At 65.4% G+C, this 19,926-nt stretch carries 20 protein-coding genes; 7 read left to right on the forward strand and 13 right to left on the reverse strand.

Features of this window, described 5'->3' with window-relative positions; genetic code table 11:
- Positions 1–26: 26 nt before the first annotated feature.
- On the forward strand, positions 27–1,148 hold the full coding sequence (locus tag HV766_RS20425) for an anhydro-N-acetylmuramic acid kinase (protein WP_302476946.1): 1,122 nt from the start codon (positions 27–29) through the stop codon (positions 1,146–1,148).
- A 67-nt stretch (positions 1,149–1,215) separates the two neighbouring features.
- Here the strand turns inward: HV766_RS20425 and erpA are convergent, their stop codons facing one another.
- The 12 genes from erpA to pmbA form a co-directional block, all read right to left on the reverse strand.
- Entirely contained in the window at positions 1,216–1,587 is a 372-nt protein-coding gene (gene erpA / locus HV766_RS20430) for an iron-sulfur cluster insertion protein ErpA (RefSeq protein ID WP_013391415.1), read from the reverse strand.
- An 86-nt stretch (positions 1,588–1,673) separates the two neighbouring features.
- Positions 1,674–2,420, reverse strand: coding sequence for a DUF6776 family protein (locus HV766_RS20435; RefSeq protein WP_054458387.1), 747 nt, complete (start codon positions 2,418–2,420; stop codon positions 1,674–1,676).
- Between the two features lie 44 nt (positions 2,421–2,464).
- Positions 2,465–3,529, reverse strand: coding sequence for an N-acetyl-gamma-glutamyl-phosphate reductase (argC, locus tag HV766_RS20440; RefSeq protein WP_175181749.1), 1,065 nt, complete (start codon positions 3,527–3,529; stop codon positions 2,465–2,467).
- 214 nt (positions 3,530–3,743) lie between these two features.
- Positions 3,744–4,136, reverse strand: coding sequence for a 30S ribosomal protein S9 (gene rpsI, locus HV766_RS20445; protein ID WP_006217310.1), 393 nt, complete (start codon positions 4,134–4,136; stop codon positions 3,744–3,746).
- 9 nt (positions 4,137–4,145) lie between these two features.
- Positions 4,146–4,574 carry a 50S ribosomal protein L13 gene (gene rplM, locus HV766_RS20450; RefSeq protein WP_013391412.1) on the reverse strand — a complete coding sequence of 143 codons (429 nt, stop codon included), beginning with the start codon at positions 4,572–4,574 and terminating at the stop codon, positions 4,146–4,148.
- Positions 4,575–4,872: 298 nt separating this feature from the next.
- Positions 4,873–5,583, reverse strand: coding sequence for an ABC transporter ATP-binding protein (locus tag HV766_RS20455; protein WP_054458384.1), 711 nt, complete (start codon positions 5,581–5,583; stop codon positions 4,873–4,875).
- Positions 5,580–6,368 (reverse strand): ABC transporter ATP-binding protein, encoded by a 789-nt coding sequence (locus HV766_RS20460; protein ID WP_054458382.1) that lies wholly within the window; start codon positions 6,366–6,368, stop codon positions 5,580–5,582. The genes HV766_RS20455 and HV766_RS20460 overlap by 4 nt, the downstream gene beginning before the upstream one ends.
- Positions 6,361–7,236 carry a branched-chain amino acid ABC transporter permease gene (locus HV766_RS20465; RefSeq protein WP_054458380.1) on the reverse strand — a complete coding sequence of 292 codons (876 nt, stop codon included), beginning with the start codon at positions 7,234–7,236 and terminating at the stop codon, positions 6,361–6,363. Before HV766_RS20465 ends, HV766_RS20460 begins: the two co-directional genes overlap by 8 nt.
- Before the next feature lie 3 nt (positions 7,237–7,239).
- A complete protein-coding gene (locus HV766_RS20470; protein WP_054458379.1) occupies positions 7,240–8,121 on the reverse strand; it encodes a branched-chain amino acid ABC transporter permease in 882 nt (293 codons plus the stop codon).
- 169 nt (positions 8,122–8,290) lie between these two features.
- A complete protein-coding gene (locus HV766_RS20475) occupies positions 8,291–9,445 on the reverse strand; it encodes an ABC transporter substrate-binding protein (RefSeq protein WP_054458376.1) in 1,155 nt (384 codons plus the stop codon).
- Positions 9,446–9,701: 256 nt separating this feature from the next.
- The gene (locus tag HV766_RS20480) at positions 9,702–10,799 is read right to left on the reverse strand and encodes a TRAP transporter substrate-binding protein (RefSeq protein ID WP_175181750.1); all 1,098 of its coding nucleotides are present in this window, start codon (positions 10,797–10,799) and stop codon (positions 9,702–9,704) included.
- A gap of 220 nt (positions 10,800–11,019) precedes the next feature.
- Positions 11,020–12,384 carry a metalloprotease PmbA gene (gene pmbA / locus HV766_RS20485; protein ID WP_175181751.1) on the reverse strand — a complete coding sequence of 455 codons (1,365 nt, stop codon included), beginning with the start codon at positions 12,382–12,384 and terminating at the stop codon, positions 11,020–11,022.
- A gap of 58 nt (positions 12,385–12,442) precedes the next feature.
- On the opposite strand from pmbA, the gene yjgA reads away from it, so the two are divergent.
- The 6 genes from yjgA (at position 12,443) to HV766_RS20515 (ending at position 17,390) form a co-directional block, all read left to right on the forward strand.
- The gene (gene yjgA / locus HV766_RS20490) at positions 12,443–12,994 is read left to right on the forward strand and encodes a ribosome biogenesis factor YjgA (protein WP_054458370.1); all 552 of its coding nucleotides are present in this window, start codon (positions 12,443–12,445) and stop codon (positions 12,992–12,994) included.
- A gap of 19 nt (positions 12,995–13,013) precedes the next feature.
- Entirely contained in the window at positions 13,014–13,691 is a 678-nt protein-coding gene (locus HV766_RS20495; RefSeq protein ID WP_054458369.1) for an alpha/beta hydrolase, read from the forward strand.
- 337 nt (positions 13,692–14,028) lie between these two features.
- The gene (locus tag HV766_RS20500) at positions 14,029–15,033 is read left to right on the forward strand and encodes an ABC transporter substrate-binding protein (protein ID WP_166738364.1); all 1,005 of its coding nucleotides are present in this window, start codon (positions 14,029–14,031) and stop codon (positions 15,031–15,033) included.
- Complete coding sequence (locus HV766_RS20505; RefSeq protein WP_042797538.1) at positions 15,033–15,848, forward strand: ABC transporter ATP-binding protein; 816 nt, start codon at positions 15,033–15,035, stop codon at positions 15,846–15,848. The genes HV766_RS20500 and HV766_RS20505 overlap by 1 nt, the downstream gene beginning before the upstream one ends.
- A 3-nt stretch (positions 15,849–15,851) precedes the next feature.
- Positions 15,852–16,688 (forward strand): ABC transporter permease, encoded by an 837-nt coding sequence (locus HV766_RS20510; protein WP_054458365.1) that lies wholly within the window; start codon positions 15,852–15,854, stop codon positions 16,686–16,688.
- A 9-nt stretch (positions 16,689–16,697) separates the two neighbouring features.
- Positions 16,698–17,390 (forward strand): cysteine hydrolase family protein, encoded by a 693-nt coding sequence (locus HV766_RS20515; RefSeq protein ID WP_175181752.1) that lies wholly within the window; start codon positions 16,698–16,700, stop codon positions 17,388–17,390.
- Positions 17,391–17,402: 12 nt separating this feature from the next.
- Here HV766_RS20515 and HV766_RS20520 read toward each other — a convergent pair whose 3' ends face one another.
- Positions 17,403–19,844 (reverse strand): bifunctional acetate--CoA ligase family protein/GNAT family N-acetyltransferase, encoded by a 2,442-nt coding sequence (locus HV766_RS20520; RefSeq protein WP_175181753.1) that lies wholly within the window; start codon positions 19,842–19,844, stop codon positions 17,403–17,405.
- Positions 19,845–19,926: the final 82 nt, after the last annotated feature.

Here is a 19,926-nt window from a genome sequence, read left to right on the forward strand (position 1 = left end):
GCCGCTTTTTCTTTTTCGAGGCTCTCGTGAATCCTTCCACAACTAACGCTCAGCTCTATATCGGACTGATGTCAGGCACCAGCGTGGACGGCGTGGACGGCGTGCTGGTGCGCCTGGGCGACGGCGCGGCGCCAGCCGTGCTCGCCAGCGCCAGCCTGCCCATGCCTGCGGACCTTCGGCGCGAACTGCTGGCCCTGAATCAATCCGGCGACGACGAGCTGGCCCGCGCCGCGCTGGCCGCCAACGCCCTCGCCCGCCTGTATGCCCAGGCCGTGGCGGCCCTGTTGCAGCAGGCCGGCGTCGCGGCCGGCGACGTGACCGCCATCGGCGCCCACGGCCAGACGGTCCGGCACCGGCCCGACCTGGGCTACACCGCGCAACTCAATGCCCCCGCCGTGCTGGCGGAACTGGCCGGCATCGACGTGGTGGCGGATTTCCGCAGCCGCGACGTGGCCGCGGGCGGCCAGGGTGCGCCGCTGGTGCCGCCCTTCCACGCTGCCATCTTCGGCGCGCCGCAAGCCCGCGCCGTCCTCAACCTGGGCGGCATCGCCAACGTGACGCTGCTGGAGCCGGGGCATGCGCCCCGCGGCTTCGACACGGGACCGGCCAACGTCCTGCTGGATGGCTGGTGCCAGCGTCACCTGGGCCGGCCTTATGACGCGGATGGCCGCTGGGCCGCGACCGGCCAGGTGCTGGCGCCGCTGCTGGAACAAATGCTGGCCAGCGAACCCTGGTTCGCCCTGCCCCCGCCCAAGTCCACCGGGCGCGACCTGTTCAACATGCAATGGCTGGACGACCGCCTGGCCGCGTTCGACGGCCCCAAGCCTGCGCCGCAAGACGTGCAGGCCACGCTGCAACGCCTGACCGCGCGCACGGTCGCCAATGCCGTCGATGCGGCCGCGGCGGGCACGCAGGAAGTCTTCGTCTGTGGCGGCGGCGCGCGCAATCCGGGCCTGATGCGTGAGCTGGCCTACTGCCTGCAGCGGCCCGTGCACGCCACCGATGCGCTGGGCGTGCCGGCGCAGGAAGTCGAGGCCCTGGCGTTCGCCTGGCTGGCGCAGGCCTTCGTGCAGCGCAGGCCGGCGGGCCTGCCCGCCGTCACCGGCGCGCGTGGCCCGCGCATCCTGGGCGCGCTCTATCCCGCCTGAAAACCGCACGCCCATGCAAAAAGCCCTTCGGCGCGCCGAAGGGCTTTTGCTTTTCCTGCCTGGGTGATTACACCGAGAACGAGGAACCGCAGCCGCAGGTGGTGCTGGCGTTGGGATTGCGGATGACGAACTGCGCGCCTTCCAGGTCTTCCTTGTAGTCGATCTCTGCGCCGACCAGGTACTGGAAGCTCATCGGATCCACCAACAGTTGCACGCCAGCCTTGTCCAGCACGGTGTCGTCATCGTTCACGACTTCGTCGAAGGTGAAGCCGTACTGGAAACCCGAACAGCCTCCGCCCTGCACGAAAACGCGCAGCTTCAGCTCAGGATTGCCTTCTTCGGCCAACAGATCCTTCACTTTGGCCGCGGCCGAGTCGGTAAACACCAGGGGAGCAGGCGGGGCGGCCTGCAGGTCGACGGTTTCGGTCACTGCATTCATGGTTCACTCCTGGCCGGTTCGGCCATATTTCGGTGAGCGGCAACGGCGCTCGCATAGTGTCACTATAGCGCAGGGCTTGCGCAGACTCAAAGTTCGAGCTTGACGCTTCTTGACGCCCGGACCGTGTCGCCCTCCAGGACGCTGACGGTCACGCTTTCGGGGACAAATCCGTCGGGCAGCGCCAGGATGCCCTGGCTGCGCTGATACTGGTCGAACTGCAGGGCCAGCGGCGAGGTCGGCGTGCTGTCTCCAGGAATGGCGACGGAGCCGGATTCGGCCTTGACCTGCATGGGCGCCAGATCCACCTTCACGGTCTCGCCCTTCAGGATGCCGGTGGCCTGGAAGCGCAAAGCGCCCGAAAACGGAGACCCGCCATTGCGGCCGCTGCGCATCAGCAGGACCTTGTAGCGCAGGCCGCCGCCGCTGCGGTCGATCTCGACGCCGCGGATGTCCACCGAACCCTCGGGGCCCGGCGGCAACAGCTGCTCATAGAACGCCAGTTGATCGCGGACCCGGCCGACCTCGGCCTGGACCGTGCGCAGCTGCGTTTCCAGTTCCTGGCGCGCGGCGCGTTCAATGACCAGTTCGCCGTCGGCGGTGTCCAGTTGGCCCTGCGTGTAACGCAGCTGGGTCGACTGCTGACGCATGGCCTCTTCCTGGACCTCGGCCTGCCGGGCGCTGATCACCACGGCATCCTGCGGCCGGTAGAGCTTGCGAGCGTAGAAAAAACTGGCGGAACCGCCCAGCAGCACGCCGATCAGCAGGCCTACGAATACGCGCGCCAATCCGCCGGCGGAGCGAGGCTGGGGCGTGGTAGAGGAATCGGCGGGCATAAAGAGCGGCGGCTTGCGGCCTTACGGCCGCAAGCCTGCGTACATCAAGGCAGGATCGCGACCTGGTCCAGGCCGGTCGATTCAGGGATGCCGAACATCAGGTTCATGTTCTGTACGGCCTGGCCAGCGGCGCCCTTGACCAGGTTGTCCTGGATCACCAGGACGATCAGTTGGTCGCCATTGCCGGGACGGCTGAGCGCGATGCGCAGGTTGTTGGAGGCGCGCACCGAACGGGTTTCCGGCAGGCTGCCGGCGGGCATCACGTCGACGAAGGGTTCGTCGACGTAGCGCTGTTCGAACAGGGCCTGGAAGTCGGTATCGCGGGCCTCGGGCAGGATGCGCGCGTAGATGGTGGAGAACATGCCGCGGATCATCGGCACCAGATGCGGCACGAAGGTCAGGCCAACCTTGCCGCCAGCGATCTTTTCCAGCTGCGCGACGATTTCCGGGTGATGGCGGTGGCCAGCCACGCCGTAGGCCTTGAAGTTGTCGGAGGCTTCGGAGAAGAGCGAGCCCACTTCCGCCTTGCGGCCAGCGCCCGAGACGCCCGACTTGCAGTCGGCGATCAGGGTTTGCGCATCGATCAGCTTCTTGCCGCCTTCGAGCAGCGGGGCCAGGCCCAGCAGCACGGTGGTGGGATAGCAGCCGGGGTTGCCGATGACGCGGGCCTTGGAGATGGCCTCGCGGTTCAGCTCCACCAGGCCATACTGGGACTCGGCCAGGATGTCCGGGCAGGTATGGGGAATCTTGTACCAGCGTTCGAACGTGGGGATGTCCTGCAGGCGGAAGTCCGCGGCCAGGTCGATGACCTTGGTGCCGGCATTGATGAGTTCCTGGGCCTGGGCCATGGCAACGCCGTGGGGCGTCGCGAAGAACACGACGTCGCAATCCGTCAGCGTGGCCTTTTCCGGCGCGGAGAAAGCGATATTCACGCGGCCGCGCAGGTTCGGATACATGTCAGCCACCGGCAGCCCGTCTTCCTTGCGGGACGTGATGGCGGTCAATTCCACATTGGGATGCTGCGACAGCAAGCGCAGCAGCTCGACGCCGGTGTAACCGGTGCCGCCGACGATACCAACCTTGATGCGGGTGTTCGATGCTTGGGCCATGATGTGTGCTCTTCGTAGAACGAGGATCGATTGTATCGCTCGGGAAAGCGGGTGTTGCGGCTAAGAGCCCGAAATGGCACCGCAGTCCTTCTTTCCGACCGGAGGGAATGCGCGGAGTTCCGCGCGGGACGTACAACGGCCGGACCGCATCCGGCGCTGGAACAAACAGTGCGAAAAAAAGCCCGCCGAAGCGGGCTTTTCTTGCAGCAGCGTATTAACGCTTGCTGAACTGCTTGCGCCGACGTGCCTTGCGGAAGCCGACCTTCTTGCGTTCGACTTCGCGGGCATCGCGGGTGACAAAGCCAGCTTGCGACAGTGCGGGCTTCAGGGTCGCGTCGTAGTCGATCAGGGCACGCGTGATGCCGTGACGGACTGCGCCGGCCTGGCCGGTTTCACCGCCGCCGTGCACGTTGACCTTGATGTCGAACGATTCCAGGTGGCCGGTCAGTTCCAGCGGCTGGCGCACGATCATGCGGCCGGTTTCGCGGGCGAAAAAGTCGTCGACGGGCTTGCCGTTGACAACGATCTTACCCGTGCCCTTCTTGATGAAAACGCGAGCCACCGAGGTTTTGCGACGGCCGGTTCCGTAATTCCAGTTACCGATCATGGCGTTTCCTTAGATATCCAGCGTCTTGGGCTGCTGGGCGGTGTGCGGGTGCTCGGCACCGGCGTACACCTTCAGTTTCTTGATCATGGCGTAGCCCAGAGGACCCTTGGGCAGCATGCCCTTGACAGCCTTCTGGATGGCGCGGCCGGGAAAACGCTCTTGCATCTTCTCGAAGTTCGTTTCACGGATACCGCCCGGGTACGTCGTGTGGCGGAAGTACTTCTTGTCCTTCGCCTTGGCGCCCGTAACAACGATATCGGCAGCGTTGACGATGACGATGTAGTCACCGGTATCAACGTGCGGCGTGAATTCAGGTTTGTGCTTGCCACGCAGACGACGTGCGACTTCGCTGGCCACACGACCGAGGACTTTGCCCTTGGCGTCGATCACAAACCAGTCACGTTGGACTTCATGCGGCTTGGCCACAAAGGTCTTCATGATGGTTCCTAAGAATAAAAATTTTCCTGGCTGGACCATCCAGCCAGTTTTTTTCCCCGAACTAGACCGAAATCCAAGAAAGAACCCGTCGGGTTTTCCAAATATTCAGTCGATATCAGCGTCTTGCCTAAGCGTTATTACCCGCCCGTGCATTAGCCAAAATGAGGGAAAGCCTGCGATTCTAACACAGCTGCTCAAAAAGTGGGCAACTTAATCCGCGTTGGAAATACGCCGACGGCGCCCTGAGGCGCCGCCGGCACATCCAAACAATCAGGGACGCACGCCCTGGAGCGCCCGCTCAGGCGCCCAGGTAGGCTTCCAGCACGCGCGGATGGCCCAGCAGTTCGCGGCCGGTGCCGGTCAGCGCCATGGCGCCGTTCTCCAGCACGTAACCGTGCTGGGCGATCTTCAGCGCCTGGCGCACGTTCTGCTCGACCAGGAACAGGGTCAGGCCGTCGGCGTTGATCGCGCGCAGGGAGCGGAAGATTTCCTGCACCACGATGGGCGCCAGGCCCATCGAGGGTTCGTCCAGCAGCAGCAGGCGCGGCTTGGCCATCAGGGCCCGGCCGATGGCCAGCATCTGCTGTTCGCCGCCGGACAGGTTGCCGGCGATGCCGGTGATCCGTTCCTTCAGGCGCGGGAACAGGTTGAACACGTATTCCAGGTCCGAGTCGACGTTCTTCAGGCCGCGGCGGTAGGCGCCCAGCTCCAGGTTTTCGAGCACGGTCATGGTGGTGAGGATGGCCCGCCCTTCCGGCACCTGGACGATACCGCGCGCCACCAACTGGTGCGGCGGCAGGTTGGTGATGTCCTCGCCTTCGAAAGTGATCTTGCCGCGCGCCTTGGGCAGCAGGCCCGACAGCGCCAGCAGCGTGGTCGACTTGCCGGCGCCGTTGGCGCCGACCAGGGCGGTGATTTCCTTGGCGTTCAGGTCCAGGTCGATGCCGCGGACGGCTTCGATGTGGCCGTAATTGACCTCGAGTCCGCGGACTTCCAGCATGGCGCTCATTTGGCGGCCTCCGCTTGTTCGGTGTCTTCGTCGTCTTCGCGGCCCAGATAGGCTTCGATGACCTGTTCGTTGTTGCGGATCTCGTCGGGTCCGCCGCAAGCGATGATCTTGCCGAAGTTCAGCACCGCGATGCGCTCGCACAAGCCCATGACGAAGCGCATGTCGTGCTCGATCATGAGGATGGTGTAGCCGCGGTCGCGGATCGCCAGGATCTCGCGCATGAGTTCGGCGCGCTCGCCGGTGTTCATGCCGGCGACCGGCTCGTCCAGCAGCAGCAGCTTGGGCTCGGTGGCCAGCGCGCGCGCCAGCTCCAGGCGGCGCTGTTCGCCGTAGGACAGGTTATCCGCCAGGTCGTTGGCCTTGTGGTCCAGGCGCATCCAGGTGAGCAGTTCGTGCGCGCGCTCGCGGGCGCGCTTTTCGTGCTCGCGGTAACCCGGCAGGCCCAGCAGCAGGCTGGGGAAGCCGTAGTTCATGTGGCGATAAGCGCCCACCACCACGTTCTCCAGCAGCGTCATCTCTTTGAAGAGACGGATGTTCTGGAAGGTGCGGGCGATGCCCATGCGCGTGATGCGGTGCGGCTTCTTGTCCAGCACGCTCTGGCCGTTGAACGTGATGGTGCCGCCGCTGGGCGGCAACAGGCCGGTGATGAGGTTGAAGACCGTGGTCTTGCCGGCGCCGTTGGGGCCGATCAGGCCGAAGATGGCGCCTTCGGGAACCGACAGGCTGACGTCATGCAGCACATGCAGGCCGCCGAAGCTCTTGGAGACGGAAGAAAGCTCAAGCATGGCGCTTGCCTCCCTGGCGTCCTTGGCGCATCCAGCGCTTGAAGCGCGCCGGATCCCAGATGCCTTGCGGCAGGAACAACACAATCACCACCAGAATCACTCCATTCGCGACCAGGCGCAGATCGGCAAAACCGCGCAGCATTTCGGGCAGCACGGTAATGATGAAGCTGCCCAGCACGGGACCGGCCAGGCCGCCGATGCCGCCCAGGATCGCCATGGTCAGGATTTCCACGCCACGGTCGAAACCGTATTCGTTGGGGCCGATGAAGAAGGTCAGGTGCGCGTTCAGGGCGCCGGCCAGACCCGCGATCATCGCGCCGGCCACGAAGGCCAGCATCTTGTTGGCGCGCACGTCGATGCCCATCAGGCCGGCCGCGGTTTCGTCGCCGCGGATGGCGTCGAACGAGCGTCCGATCTTGGAGGCCCGCACGCGCCACAGCACGAACAGCACGATGACGACCGACAGCACCACGTGCCACCACTGTGTCAGCTGCGGGATGCCGTTAAGGCCCAGCGCGCCGCCGGTGATGGACTCGGTGTTGAGGATGGTCACGCGAACCACTTCGCCAAAGCCCAGCGTGGCCATGGCGAGATATACCCCGGACAGCCGCAAGGTCGGCAAGCCGATCAGCGCCGCCACCAGCGCGGGCGCGGCCATGCCGCCGGCCAGCGCGACCGAGAACGGCGCGTCGTAGTTCATGGTGAGCAGCGCGGCGGTGTACGCCCCGATGCCCATGAAGGCTGCGTTGGCCATGGCCAGCATGCCGCAAGCCAGGGTCAGCCAGATGGAGAGGGCCAGCAAGGCGTTGGTGCCCAGCGTGAGCACCAGGTTGCCGTAAATGGCCCAGAAGTTTTCGAATCCGCTCATTCTTTAAGCCTTGCGTTGAACCACTTTGCCGAACAGACCTTGCGGGCGCACCAGCAGGATCAGGAACAGCAGGCCGAAAGCCACCGCATCGCGCATGGTGGAGCCGATGTAGGCCACCGACAGCACCTCGGCAAAGCCCAGGAACAGGCCGCCCAGCATGGCGCCGCGGATGTCGCCCATGCCGCCCAGGATGATGACCGCGATGCCCTTGTGCAGCATCGGCTGGCCCATCAGGGGGAACAGCGCGTTGGAGTACAGGCCGATCAGCACGCCGGCCACGCCGCCCAGGGCAGCCGCGGCGAACGAGGTGGTGACGAACAGTTTTTCGACGTTGATGCCCAGCAGCCAAGCGGCCTTGGGCGATTCGGCGATGGCGCGCAGGGCGCGGCCGAATTGCGTGCGGCGCATGACGTACATCAGCACGGCCATCAGCGCGAAGGACAGGAAGATGATGCCCAGTTCAATGACGGTCAGGTGCAGGCCGGCGACCTCGATCACTTCCTCGGGCACGGTGCCGTGCGGGAAACGCAGGTTGCTTGCGCCGAAGATGCCCTGGGCGGTGTTGTTCAGGATGATGCCCACGCCGATGGTGGCGATCATGGGGATCAGGTGGGGCGCGTTGCGCTTGCGCAGCGGCTTGAGCACCAGGTAGTCGATGATGACTCCGGTGAAGCCGGCGACGAAGAACGCTGCCATCAGTCCCGCCCAAAGGGGCAGGCTGAATTGCTGCACGACGAACAGTGCCGCGTAGGCGCCAACCATGAAGACGGCGCCATGCGCCAGGTTGATCACCCCGAGCACGCCGAAGATCAGCGTGAAGCCCAGCGCGAACAGTGCATACACACAGCCCAGCGACAAGGCATTGACGAATTGTTGTTCGAACATGATGGGACTTTCCAAAGCTGTGAGGGCCCCATGCAGCGCCCACTGCATGGCCTTGAGCCTCCCGGCGGGGAGGCATTTCTTTTAGGGTGACGGCCCTGCGATAAAAAGCGCCTTGCGAGCGGCCGCGCCGCCCGCAAGGCGCATCCCCCCGCGCGGGGATGCGCAGCGCTTACTTTTCGATGACGTACTTGCCGTCCTTCGTCACGCTGACGATGGGAGCCTGGTCGGCATCGTAGCCGGCGGGCTTGCCGGCGCGGTCGTTGGCCTGACGGAACTTGAACGGGCCAGTGGCGCCGGTCCAGGTGACCGCGGGCAGCGCGTCGCGCAGGGCTGCGCGATCCTTGGGCAGGTCGCCCGAGATCTTGACGTTCTTCAGCGCCTGGGCGGCGATGTACATGGCGTCATACGACTGGGCCGCGAACTGGTCCGGCGCGCCATTGAACTTGGCCTTGTAGGCGTCGATGAACTTGACGTTCTCGGGAGCCTTGTTCTCGATCGACCAGGGGCTGCCGATCCACAGATTGTTCGACGCGCCGCCAGGGGCCAGGTCGAAAATCTTGACCGAGTTCATGCCGTTGCCGCCGATGACGGGAACGTTCAGGCCCAGTTGGCGGGCCTGCACCATGATCGGGGCGCCTTCGGCCAGCAGTGCGGACAGCACGATGGCGTCGGGGTTGGTGCCCTTGATCTTGGTCAGCTGGGCCTTGAAGTCCACGTCGCCCTTGGCGAACGTTTCGGTCGTCGTGACCGGGATCTTCTGATCTTCCAGGGCCTTCTTGAAGTTGTCGTAGCCGCTCTTGGTGAAAACGTCGTCGTTGCCGTAGAGCACCGCCACGTTCTTCAGGCCGGTCTTGGCCTTGACGGTGGCGATGGTGGCCGGCAGCACGTCGGCTTCGGTGACCGAGTTGCGGAACACGTAGTTGCCGATGGAGGTGATGCCGTCAGCGGTATTGGAGGTGCCGAAGGCGACCGTCTTGGCGGCCTGGGCGATCGGGTCGGCGGCCTGGGCCGAGTTGGACAGCGTCGGGCCGAAGACCATCAGGACGTTGTCCTTGAAGATCAGCTTCTTGAAGACGTTGATCGCTTCTTCTTTCTTGCCTTGTTCGTCCTCGACCACGAGCACGATCTTGTTGCCGTTGATGCCGCCGGCGGCGTTGATTTCATCAGCGGCCAGCTGGAAACCGTTGCGGATCGACACGCCGTACTGGGCGGCGCCGCCCGACAGGGCTTCGGCCACGCCGATCTTGATGTCGGCTGCATGGGCAGCCGGGACGATACCGGCAGCGATCAGCGCGGCCAGCAGCTTCTTGGTCTTGGATTGCATGGTTGTTACCACCTTAAAGTCTGTCTCGGAATATTGGTAATCCGGGCTGATGTAATCCTGCCGGATTGACGTCGGATGCCGCCTAAAGGCGCCATGTTTGCGCGTCAAGACCCGGGATATTACTCCTTTGTATCAGGCGGCTACTCGAACGCCATTCAACAAAAGCCTACAAACCGCCCATTTTTTTGTAAAAAACGTGTGGTTACTAGCAAAAACCCTAACGCTGGCCGAATGTTATTCGGCAGGCGTAAGTGTCCTACGTTCTGGCCGATAACGCTACGCCCAGGTATTGGTCGTAGGCGCTTTCGGTCAGGCGGAACCATGGCATTTCGCTGTCGCGAAAACCCATGTAACTATCATGCATCGCCTTGAATCTGGGGTCTTTGGCGCCCAAGTCCTTGTAGAGTTGCTGCGTGGCCTCGAACGCCAGGTCCATGATGGACCGCGGGAATGTACGGATTTGCGTGCCGTTTGCCGTCAATTGGGCCAGAGCGGCCGCGTTGCGGGCATCGTAGCGGGCGATGGCGGCGGCATGCGCGGCCTGTGCGGCGGCATCCACCACGGCCTGGTAGTTCTTGGGCAGCGCGTTCCAGGCCTCGTCGTTGATATACAGCGACAGCTGCTCGCCAGGCGCCCACCAGCCGGGTGCGTAGTAATACTTAGCAACCTTATTAAGACCGAGCTTGTCGTCATCGTAGGGACCCGCGCCCGCCACCGCCTGCAGGCCGTCTTTCTCGAAGGCTTCGGCCAGCTTGGCGGGATCGGCCTGCTGCGGCGCCACGCCCAGCTTGGCCAGCACGTCGCCGGCCAGGCCGCCGACGCGCATTTTCAGGTCTTTCAGGTCGCCGGCGCGCTTGATTTCCTTGGTGTACCACCCGCCCATCTGGGCGCCGGTGTTGCCCAGCGGAAAGTTGATGATTTTTTCAGGCTTGAAGAGTTCGCGGGTCAGCCTCAGGCCGCCGCCTTCGCTCATCCAGGCGTTCATCTGCCTGGCGTTCAGGCCGAAGGGCACGCCAGCGTCGAAGCAGAAGACGGGGTTTTTGGCGTAGTAGGCGCGGGACGAGGCATGGCCGCATTCCACCTTCTTGGTGGAGACCGCTTCCATCAGGTCCGCGGCGGGCACGATCTCGCCCTCGGGGAAATGGCGGATGTTGAACTTTCCGCCCGTGGCTTCGGAGACGAACTTGCAGAAGCTTTCGCCGGCGCCGATGCGCAGATCCAGGGCGCTGGGGAAGCCGGAAGACAGGCGCCAGCTCAATGAGGGCATGTCCTGCGCGAACGCGGGCGCGCTGACGGCGGCTCCGGTGGCGACAGCGCCGAGACCGGCGTGCTTCAAGAACGAACGTCGTTGCATCTCTTTGCTCCTTTACCGCAACACCTGGGACATCACGCAATACCCGCTGGATATTACACGCCGATATGGGCCGACATTAACAGGACAGCGGGTAAAGGTTTGCAAATAGAGGGTGACGCGGGTCCGCGAATGGGCAGCGCGCAGGGGCTGCAAAGCAGTGCAAGGACCGGGGGCCGTGCAAGTCCGCGGCGGCCATGATGTGGCCGCCGCTCTAGCGACGTCAGATTCCGGCGATCGCCATCTGCTCGATCAGGATCGAGCCAGTGGTCTTGGTGCCGCGCGAAATCGTGTCGGCGCCGACCGCCACGATCTGCTTGAACATGTCGGCGAGATTGCCGGCGATGGTGATTTCCTGCACCGCGTGCTGGATCTGGCCGTTTTCCACCCAGTAGCCGAACGCGCCGCGCGAGTAGTCGCCGGTGACGTAGTTCACGCCCTGGCCGATCAGTTCGGTGACGAGAAAGCCCGTGCCCATCTTCTTGAGCATGGCTTCGAAGTCGTCGCCGCGGCGGGTCTGGGTGGAACTGAACACCAGGTTATGCGAACCGCCGGCGTTGCCGGTGGTCGTCATGCCCAGTTTGCGGGCGGTGTAGGACGACAGGAAATAGCCTTCCAGCACCCCGGCCGACACCACGCTGCGGCGGCGGGTGCGCACGCCTTCGTCGTCGAAGGGCGAGCTGCCCATGGCGCCGCGGATGTGCGGGTCTTCGGTCAGGTTGATGTGCTCGGGGAAGACGGGCTTGCCCAGCGCGTCCAGCAGGAAGCTGGCCTTGCGGTACAGCGCGCCGCCATTGGCAGCCTGGGTCAAGGCGCCCACCAGCCCCAGCGCCAGGGGCGCTTCGAACAGGACGGGGAACTTGCCGGTGCGGATGCGGCGGGCCGACAGCCGCGACAACGTGCGCTCGGCGGCGTAGCGGCCGATGGCCTCCGGCGAGGCCAGCTTGGCAGGATCGCGTTCGGAGCTGTACCAGTAGTCGCGCTGCATGCCATTGCCGCGTCCGGCGATGGGCGCGACCGACAGGCTGTGGCGCGAGTACGGATAGCCGCCCAGGAAGCCGCGCGTGTTGCCCATCACGAACTGACCTTCGTAGGTGCCCACGGTGGCGCCATCGGTATTGGTGATGCGCGGATCGACCTCGCGGGCGGCGCGCTCGGCGCGCAGCGCCAGCTCGGCGGCCTCTTCGGTGGACACGCCCCAGGCGCGGTGCAGGTCCAGGTCGGGGAATTCGGTGGCCAGCTGATCGGAGTCGGGCAGGCCGGCGGCCGGATCGGCGGCGGTGTGGCGCGCAATGTGCCAGGCGGCTTCGACTGTCTGGCGCAGCGCCGCTTCGGAAAAGTCGGACGTGGAGGCCGAACCGCGGCTCTGGCCGGCGTAGACCGTCAGGTCCAGCGAACGGTCGCGGGTCTGTTCGACGGTTTCGATGTCGTTCTTGCGTACGGAGACCGACAGGCCCAGGCTTTCCGAGACTTCCGCCGCTGCGTCGGAGGCGCCGATCTGGCGCGCATAGGCGAGGGTTTGTTCGACGAGTTCAGAAAAACGCGCGTGATTCGCCGCCAGCGGCAAGGATGAGGAGGTTTTAACCATTGCTGTCCAATTTGCAGAGACGGTTATCATAGCCAAGTCTGTCATTGCGCAGTTTTCCATGAATTCCCATATTGAAGAAGAATCCGTCGACGACGGTTACGACGAGAACGGCTACGACCGTCCCAGCAAGTCGCAGGTCAAGCGCGAAATGCACGCCTTGCTGGACCTGGGCAAGCAGCTGATCGAACTGTCCCCCGAACGCCTCAAGCAATTGCCACTGGCGGAGCGCCTCTATGAAGCGATCCGCACCGCGCAGCGCACCACCGGGCGCGAGGGCAAGCGGCGCCAGGTTCACTTCGTGGGCAAGCTGATGCGCGACGCGCCCGCCGACGAGATCCGCGCCCAGCTCGACGTCTGGGAAAACGGCTCGCGCGAGGAAACCGCCGCCATGCACCGGCTGGAGACCTTGCGCGACCGCCTGCTGGACGACGACGAGGCCCTGACCCGGCTGCTCAATAACAATCCGCAGGCCGACGTGCAACAGCTGCGCGCGCTGATCCGCGCCGCCCGCAAGGAAAAGCTGGCCAACGCCGCCCTGCTGCAAGGCCAGGAGCCGCAGAAGAAGCACTACCGCGCGCTGTTCCAGGCCCTGAAGACCCTTACCCTCTGATTTTCACCGTCCGCCGTCCATGAACGCTCCGACCGACCTGCTCGATTGCATCGAGATCGAAACCGCCCCCAATCCCACGCACGCCGTGATCTGGCTGCACGGCCTGGGCGCCGACGGCAACGACTTCGCGCCCATCGTGCCGGAGCTGGACCTGCCGGCCGGCGCGTCGGTGCGCTTCGTATTCCCCAACGCGCCGGTGCAACGCGTGACGATCAATAACGGCATGGCGATGCGCTCCTGGTACGACATCCTGGTCATGGACCTGGTGCGCGTCGAGGACGCCAGCGGCATCCGCGCCTCCGAGGCTGCGATCCACAAGCTGATCGCGCGCGAAAACGCGCGCGGCATCCCGACCTCGAAGATCGTGCTGGCGGGCTTTTCGCAGGGCTGCGCCATGACCCTGCACACCGGCATCCGCCTGCCGGAAAAGCTGGCGGGCATGATGGGCCTGTCGGGCTATCTGCCGCTGCTGGACACGGCCGAGGCCGAACGCCACAGCGCCAATCACGACACGCCCATCTTCCTGGCCCACGGCCAGTACGACCCGGTGGTGTCGCTGCCGCGCGCCCAGGCCTCGCTGGCCGAACTGCAGCGCCTGGGTTACGACGTGCAATGGCACACCTACCCCATGCCGCACTCGGTCTGCGCCGAGGAAGTGGCGGATATCTCCAAGTTCCTGAATCAAGTCCTGGTCTGAGGACCATGCAGGGCCGCGCCCGGCGGCCCTGATCGCGGCAGATAGGCGCCCGGCGCCCCTGCCCGCCCACTTGCAGGCCCTGGCGGCCTGCGATTTCATTTTGTATACCAAGTGGTATCCCAGCCTGGAATTTTCATAGGCTGGCTTTCTTGCGTCCATAGAGAAAAACGCCAACTGCAAAAAGCTTGTCGCCTATTTGTATTGAATATAGTATTCGATCCAAGCCTTACCGGCCCGAGCAAGCAGTTCGGGCTTCCCTGTTGTTGTTGTCGATCCATCCCATTGGCCGTGTCGCGCCGGGTTTCGGCGTGGCATTCAAGACGCAGGAGAAAGTCCCGTGAAATCCTTGCCATCGCCCCGTCTGGCGGTTGCGGCGCTGCTCGCGCTGTTCGCCCCCCTGGCCGTCCAGGCCGAAGCCCTCAATCCCCCCGTGAAGGTCCGCTACGAAGAAGTGGTGCGGTCCATTCTTTACGTGCCCAAGTACGTGGCCCTGTCGCAGGGCTACTTCAAGGACGCCGGCCTGGACGTATCCATGAAGACCTCGCAAGGCACCGACAAGGGCATGACCGCCCTGCTGTCCGGCAGCGCCGACATCGTGCTGATCGGGCCCGAAGCGTCCATCTACGTCCACAACAGCGAATCCCCGGTCAAGCCCAAGATCTTCGCCGGGCTGACCGCCACCGACGGCTTCTTCCTCTTGGCACGCAAGCCGGTAGAGAAGTTCGACTGGTCCATGCTCAAGGGCAAGGAAGTGATCGGCTTTCGCCCCGGCTCCAATCCCATCGTGTTCCTGGAAACGGCGCTGCGCAAGCATGGCGTGGATCCGCAAAAGGACGTGAAGCTGCTGAACAATATCGGCATTCCCGCGCGCGCGGGCGCCTGGATGGCCGGCCAGGGCGAATACGGCATCTTTCTTGAACCCGAGGCCGGCGAACTGGTGCGCAACGGCAAGGGCTACATCGTCGCCTCGGTGGGCCACGAAGTCGGCCAGGTGGACTACACCGTTTTCACCGCCACCGACAAGTACATCCGCGACAACCCCAAGGTCATCCAGGCCTGGACCGACGTGGTGGCGCGCGCCGAAAAATACGTGAAGGACACGCCCGCGGCCACGCTGACGCCGCAGATCATGACTTACTTCCCCGGCATGGACCAGGCCGCGGTGACCGAGGCCATCGAGCGCTACAAGAAGTACCAGATATGGAAGACCACGCCGCTGGTGACGGCCGAAGCCATGAACCAGTTGCAGGACATGCTGATCGCCAGCGCGGTCATGAAGGACAACGCCCGCGTGAAGTACGAGGATGTGGTGGTGACCGACTTCGCGAAGAAGGCCCAATGATGGGCGCCGTTATCCACAACCTGAAGCCGGACACCGCCACGGCGAAGATCGAACTGCGCGAGGTCTGTCTTTCCTATTTCACCCAGGAAGGCGAGACGGAGGCGCTGTCGAATGTGTCGTTCACGCTGGCGGCGGGCGAATTCGTCAGCCTGATCGGGCAAAGCGGCTGCGGCAAGAGCACCCTGCTGTCGCTGATCGCCGGCCTGATTCCGCCGACCTCGGGCGCCGTGATGATAGACGGCCAGGCCGTGACCAAGCCCAATCCGCGCATCGGCTACATGCTGCAGCAGGACTACCTGTTCGAGTGGCGCACCATCCTGGACAACGTCATGCTGGGCGCGGAGATCCAGGGCCGGCGCGATGCGCGCAGCGAGGCGCGCGCCGTGCATCTGCTGGAGAAATGCGGACTGGGCGCGTTCCTGTCGCACACGCCGCGCCAATTGTCGGGCGGCATGCGGCAGCGCGCCGCGCTGGCCCGCACCCTGGTCACCGAGCCGGACGTGATCCTGCTGGACGAGCCTTTCTCGGCGCTGGATTCGCAGACCCGGCTGGCAATCTCCGACGAAGTGGTGGACATCCTGAGGCGCGAAGGCAAGACCGTGGTGCTGGTCACCCACGACATCGGCGAAGCCATCGCCATGACCGACCGTGTGATCGTGCTGTCGCGCCGTCCCGGCCGCCTGAAGAGCCAGTACCGCATCCATTACGGCGACGGCCAGGCGCGGCCGACGCCATTCCAGGCGCGCTCGCGGCCGGAATTCAATACCTACTTCAAACAGCTGTGGGACGAGCTCGATGTCCACGTGGAGGGTTGACCCATGAACGCGCCCGTCGCCAACACCGTTCCGCTGCGCGCCGTGCGCGCGCCCAGCGAGAAGTACCTGAACTACCTCCGGCGCGACCGCGCCCGCCGCCGGCATATCCGCGTCGCGCAGGCGCTGCTCTTGGCCGTGTTCCTGTGCGCCTGGGAAATCCTGCCGCGCATGCACATTCTCAACCCGCTCCTGACCAGCTACCCCAGCGCGCTGTGGCCGACGTTCATCGAACTCTGGAACAACGGCAACCTGGGCAAGCACATCATGACCACGCTGAGCGCCACGCTGGTGGGCTTCGGCCTGAGCATGGCGATCGGCATCGTGGTGGCGGCGGCGCTGTGGTGGTCGGACTTCCTGTACAAGGTGCTGGACCCCTTCCTGGTGGTGGCCAATGCCATGCCCAAGATCGCCTTCGTGCCGATCTTCTACCTGTGGCTGGGGTCGGACTACGCGGTATACGGCATGGCCGTGGCGATCGCGGTGTTCGTGACCATCATGGTGGTGTATGCGGGCTTTCGCGGCATCGACCTGAACAAGGTGAAGCTGGCCCACACCTTCGGCGCCAGCCGCTGGCAGGTACTGACCAAGGTGGTGCTGCCGGGCAGCGTGCCCACGTTGATCGCGGCGGTGAAGATGAACATCGGCCTGGCGCTGGTTGGGGTGATCGTGGGCGAGTTCCAGTCGGCGGATTCCGGCCTGGGCTTTCTCATCATGAACGGCAGCCAGGTGTTCAAGCTGAACATCGTCATGACCGCCATCGCCATCCTGGCCGTGATCTCCAGCGTGATGTACCTGATCGTCTACCGCATCGAAGCCGCCATCGCGCGGCGCTACGGATAAGGAGCCGCCATGGAATTCCCGCAATGGGTGCAGGACCGCGTGATCGCCCGCCAGGGCCGCCTGCATCCCTATGACGAACTGCCCGCCGCGCGCCTCGCGGTGGTGGTGGTGGACATGCAGCAGTACTTCACGCTGCCCGGCTATCAGGGCGAATGCGCGCCGGCGCGCGAGATCATCGCCCCCATCAACCGCCTGTGCGACGCGGTGCGCGCCGCCGGCGGCACCATCGTGTGGGTGCAGACCGCTTCTGACAGCGCCGACTCGTTCTGGTCGCACCATCACGGCGTGATGTTGACGCCGGAGCGCAGCGCCAGGCGCCTGGAAACACTGCGCCGCGATGCTCCCGGATATGCCTTGCATCAGGACCTGCATGCGCACGACGCCGACCTGCGCGTGACCAAGCGCTTCTACAGCGCGATGGCGCCGGGCTCTTCCGAACTGGAGCCGCTGTTGCGCGGGCGCGGCGTGGACACGCTGCTGATCGCTGGCACGGTCACCAACGTGTGCTGCGAATCCACCGCCCGCGACGCGATGATGCGGGACTTCCGCACCATCATGGTGGACGACGCGCTGGCCGCCGTCACGCCCGCCGAGCACGAGCATGCGCTGCACGGCTGGATGCTGTTCTTCGGCGACGTGCTGTCGGTGGACGAATCGATCGCGCGGCTCAAGCCCGCCCAGGCGGCCAGAAAGACCGCCTGAACGGGCCTGGGATCAGGACAGGTTCAACCAGACCCGGCGCATCGTCGGGTCTTCCGGATCCGCGTCGTTGGTGAAGCCCAGGCTGGTCATCAGCGACAACATGGGCCGGTTGGTCGACAACACCAGGCCGTCGATGTATTCCAGCCCCTGTTCGCGCGCCGCGTCGATCAGCGCCGACATCAGCTGGCGGCCCAGACCGCGGCGTTGCCAGTCGTCGCCGATCACCAGCGCGTACTCCGCCCCCCTGCCGTCAGGATTGCGCAGGTAGTGCGCGAAGCCCACGAGGACCTCGCGCGGATGCCCGCGGTTGGCCGGGTTGGGCACCTGCGTGGCGGCCACGAGCGCCAGCTCGCGGTGGTAGTCCACCTGCGTGTAGCGCGACACCATGCGCGGGGTCAGCTCGCGCATCATGGACACGAAGCGCATGTAGCGCGAACGCTCCGACAGGCCGCGGATGAATTCCTGCAGCGGCTCGCCGTCCTCGGGACGGATGGGACGCAGCACCCAGGGGATGCCGTCGGCGAAGCGGCGCACCTGGACCAGCCGGGCCGGATACGGGTGGATCGCCATATGCGGGTAACCCGCGGTCTGCGGCGTTGCGCAACCGGGCTTCTCGGTCAGCGTCATGCGCAGCCCGCCGGCGCGCAGATGGGTTTCGCCGGCGTATAGCGGATCGATGTCCAGGGATTCGATATCCGGCAATTCCGACACCAGTTCGGACACCAGCACCACCGCCTGTTGCAGCGCCTCGGCGGCCATGTGGCCGATGCGCGGCGCCAGCACCCGGCGCCACAAGCGGCTGCGTTCGATCAGCTGGCGGGCCAGGAAGCCGTTGAGCGGCGGCAGGTCGACGCCGCGGTCGGATTGAGACAGCACCGCGTCCGGGCCGCCCGCGCCGAAGCGGATGACGGGGCCGAACTGCGGGTCGCGCCGCACCCGGATCGCCATCGGGCGGGACTCCGGCTCGGCCGCCGCCACGTCCATCGGCGTGTCGCGCAGCGGCACGTAGAACAGGGCCAGCAAGCTGCGGATTTCAGAGGTATTCAGTTCGCGCCGGCATTCGGCGCGCACGCGCGCCAGGATCTCGCGCGCGGCGCCCAGGTCCGGCACATGGCTGGCCGGCTCCGGCGGCTGTGTCTGCAACAGCAGTTGCTGGTTGTAGTGATGCGTCGCCAGCACGCCGAAGGCATCGGCGGCCGATTCCGGCGTGCGGAAAGCCGAGGTGCCCGCGTCGTCAAGCATGCGCCGCAGCGGCCGCATGCCGGCATCGCCCATGAAACAGGTGACGACCGGCTTTTTCGCCTTGGGTGCGATCTGCGCCAGCTCGCGCGCCACCGCCGGCATGTCGGCCAGCGCGTCGGGTGCCAGCAGCACCAGCACGCCGTCCACGCCGGCATCGTCGAGCACCGCGTCCAGCATGGCGCGGATGCGTTCGGGCGTCAGCGGCGTGAAGGTGATGACGGGATTGGCGGTGGCCGCGTCCGGCTCCAGCATGGCCGCCAGCGTCCGCTGGGTCGCGGGCGCGAGTTCGGCGCGCAGCACGGCGGCGTCGGGGCCGATCAGGTCCATGGCCAGCTGGGGCGGCCCGCTGCCGTTGGAGATCAGCGCCACGCGCCGGCCCTTGGGACGGCGCGTGTAGCCCAGCACCTTGACGGCCGAGAACAGCTGCACGAAATAGCGTACCCGCACCGCGCCCGCGCGGCGCAGCGCGGCGTCGAAGATGGCATCGGCGCTGTCGGTGTCCGCGCGGCCAGCCTTCAGCACGATCACGGGCTTGATCGAAGCCGCGGCGCGCAAGGTGCTCATGAATTCGCGGGCAGGGCCCACGTCTTCCAGATAGAGCACGATGCTGTCCGTGCGCGGATCGCTGGCCAGGTAGTCCAGCACCTTGGACAGGCCCACCACCGCCTCGTCGCCCAGCGACACGGCGGTGGAAAAGCCGATGTGCACATCTTCGGCCCAGTCCATGACCGCGGCCATGATGGAGCGCGACTGCGCCAACAGCGCCACGCGGCCGGCGCGCGCCAGCACCGGGTGCTGGCTCAGGTTCAGGCCGGCGTGCGGCCGCTGGGCGCCGAAAGAGCGCGGACCCAGCAATTCGCAGCGGTTTTCCTCGGCCCAGGCGCGGCACAGCGCCAGCGTGCCGCGCGGATACGGGTCGGGCAGTTCATGCGGCAACAGGATCACCGAGCGCGGCGCCAGCGGCGACAGCCTGCGCAGCGTTTCCGGCAGGACGGCGGGAGAAACGCAAACCAGGGCCAGATCAGGCCGTTCGCCCTGAGCCAGGCCCTGCAACGTGTCCGGCAGGTCCGGCGCGGCGCCGACTTCGCAAGCCACCACTGTGGTCTTGCCCTTGAGCGCGGGCGGCAACGAGGCCGCCGCCGGCAGCGGCCGGTCGGCGACGATCACCAGCGAGGCGGGCTCGAACATCGGAGCGAGAGCATGTCGCAACATGGTGTTAGCAGGCCCTAATCTAAAATACCCCTCATCGTAACAAGACAACCCCGCCCTACGTTTGACATGGGCCCAGCCTGAC

The sequence above is a fragment of the Achromobacter aegrifaciens genome (assembly GCF_902859735.1).
In the GTDB taxonomy this organism is placed as follows: domain Bacteria; phylum Pseudomonadota; class Gammaproteobacteria; order Burkholderiales; family Burkholderiaceae_B; genus Achromobacter; species Achromobacter aegrifaciens.

Excerpts from the sequence above, each read along its gene's own strand:
- erpA (WP_013391415.1), bottom strand. The coding sequence starts at position 1,587 with ATGAATGCAGTGACCGAAACCGTCGACCTGCAGGCCGCCCCGCCTGCT.
- HV766_RS20435 (WP_054458387.1), bottom strand. The coding sequence starts at position 2,420 with ATGCCCGCCGATTCCTCTACCACGCCCCAGCCTCGCTCCGCCGGCGGA.
- argC (WP_175181749.1), bottom strand. The coding sequence starts at position 3,529 with ATGGCCCAAGCATCGAACACCCGCATCAAGGTTGGTATCGTCGGCGGC.
- rpsI (WP_006217310.1), bottom strand. The coding sequence starts at position 4,136 with ATGATCGGTAACTGGAATTACGGAACCGGCCGTCGCAAAACCTCGGTG.
- rplM (WP_013391412.1), bottom strand. The coding sequence starts at position 4,574 with ATGAAGACCTTTGTGGCCAAGCCGCATGAAGTCCAACGTGACTGGTTT.
- HV766_RS20455 (WP_054458384.1), bottom strand. The coding sequence starts at position 5,583 with ATGAGCGCCATGCTGGAAGTCCGCGGACTCGAGGTCAATTACGGCCAC.
- HV766_RS20460 (WP_054458382.1), bottom strand. The coding sequence starts at position 6,368 with ATGCTTGAGCTTTCTTCCGTCTCCAAGAGCTTCGGCGGCCTGCATGTG.
- HV766_RS20465 (WP_054458380.1), bottom strand. The coding sequence starts at position 7,236 with ATGAGCGGATTCGAAAACTTCTGGGCCATTTACGGCAACCTGGTGCTC.
- HV766_RS20470 (WP_054458379.1), bottom strand. The coding sequence starts at position 8,121 with ATGTTCGAACAACAATTCGTCAATGCCTTGTCGCTGGGCTGTGTGTAT.
- HV766_RS20475 (WP_054458376.1), bottom strand. The coding sequence starts at position 9,445 with ATGCAATCCAAGACCAAGAAGCTGCTGGCCGCGCTGATCGCTGCCGGT.
- HV766_RS20480 (WP_175181750.1), bottom strand. The coding sequence starts at position 10,799 with ATGCAACGACGTTCGTTCTTGAAGCACGCCGGTCTCGGCGCTGTCGCC.
- pmbA (WP_175181751.1), bottom strand. The coding sequence starts at position 12,384 with ATGGTTAAAACCTCCTCATCCTTGCCGCTGGCGGCGAATCACGCGCGT.
- yjgA (WP_054458370.1), top strand. The coding sequence starts at position 12,443 with ATGAATTCCCATATTGAAGAAGAATCCGTCGACGACGGTTACGACGAG.
- HV766_RS20495 (WP_054458369.1), top strand. The coding sequence starts at position 13,014 with ATGAACGCTCCGACCGACCTGCTCGATTGCATCGAGATCGAAACCGCC.
- HV766_RS20505 (WP_042797538.1), top strand. The coding sequence starts at position 15,033 with ATGGGCGCCGTTATCCACAACCTGAAGCCGGACACCGCCACGGCGAAG.
- HV766_RS20510 (WP_054458365.1), top strand. The coding sequence starts at position 15,852 with ATGAACGCGCCCGTCGCCAACACCGTTCCGCTGCGCGCCGTGCGCGCG.
- HV766_RS20515 (WP_175181752.1), top strand. The coding sequence starts at position 16,698 with ATGGAATTCCCGCAATGGGTGCAGGACCGCGTGATCGCCCGCCAGGGC.
- HV766_RS20520 (WP_175181753.1), bottom strand. The coding sequence starts at position 19,844 with ATGTTGCGACATGCTCTCGCTCCGATGTTCGAGCCCGCCTCGCTGGTG.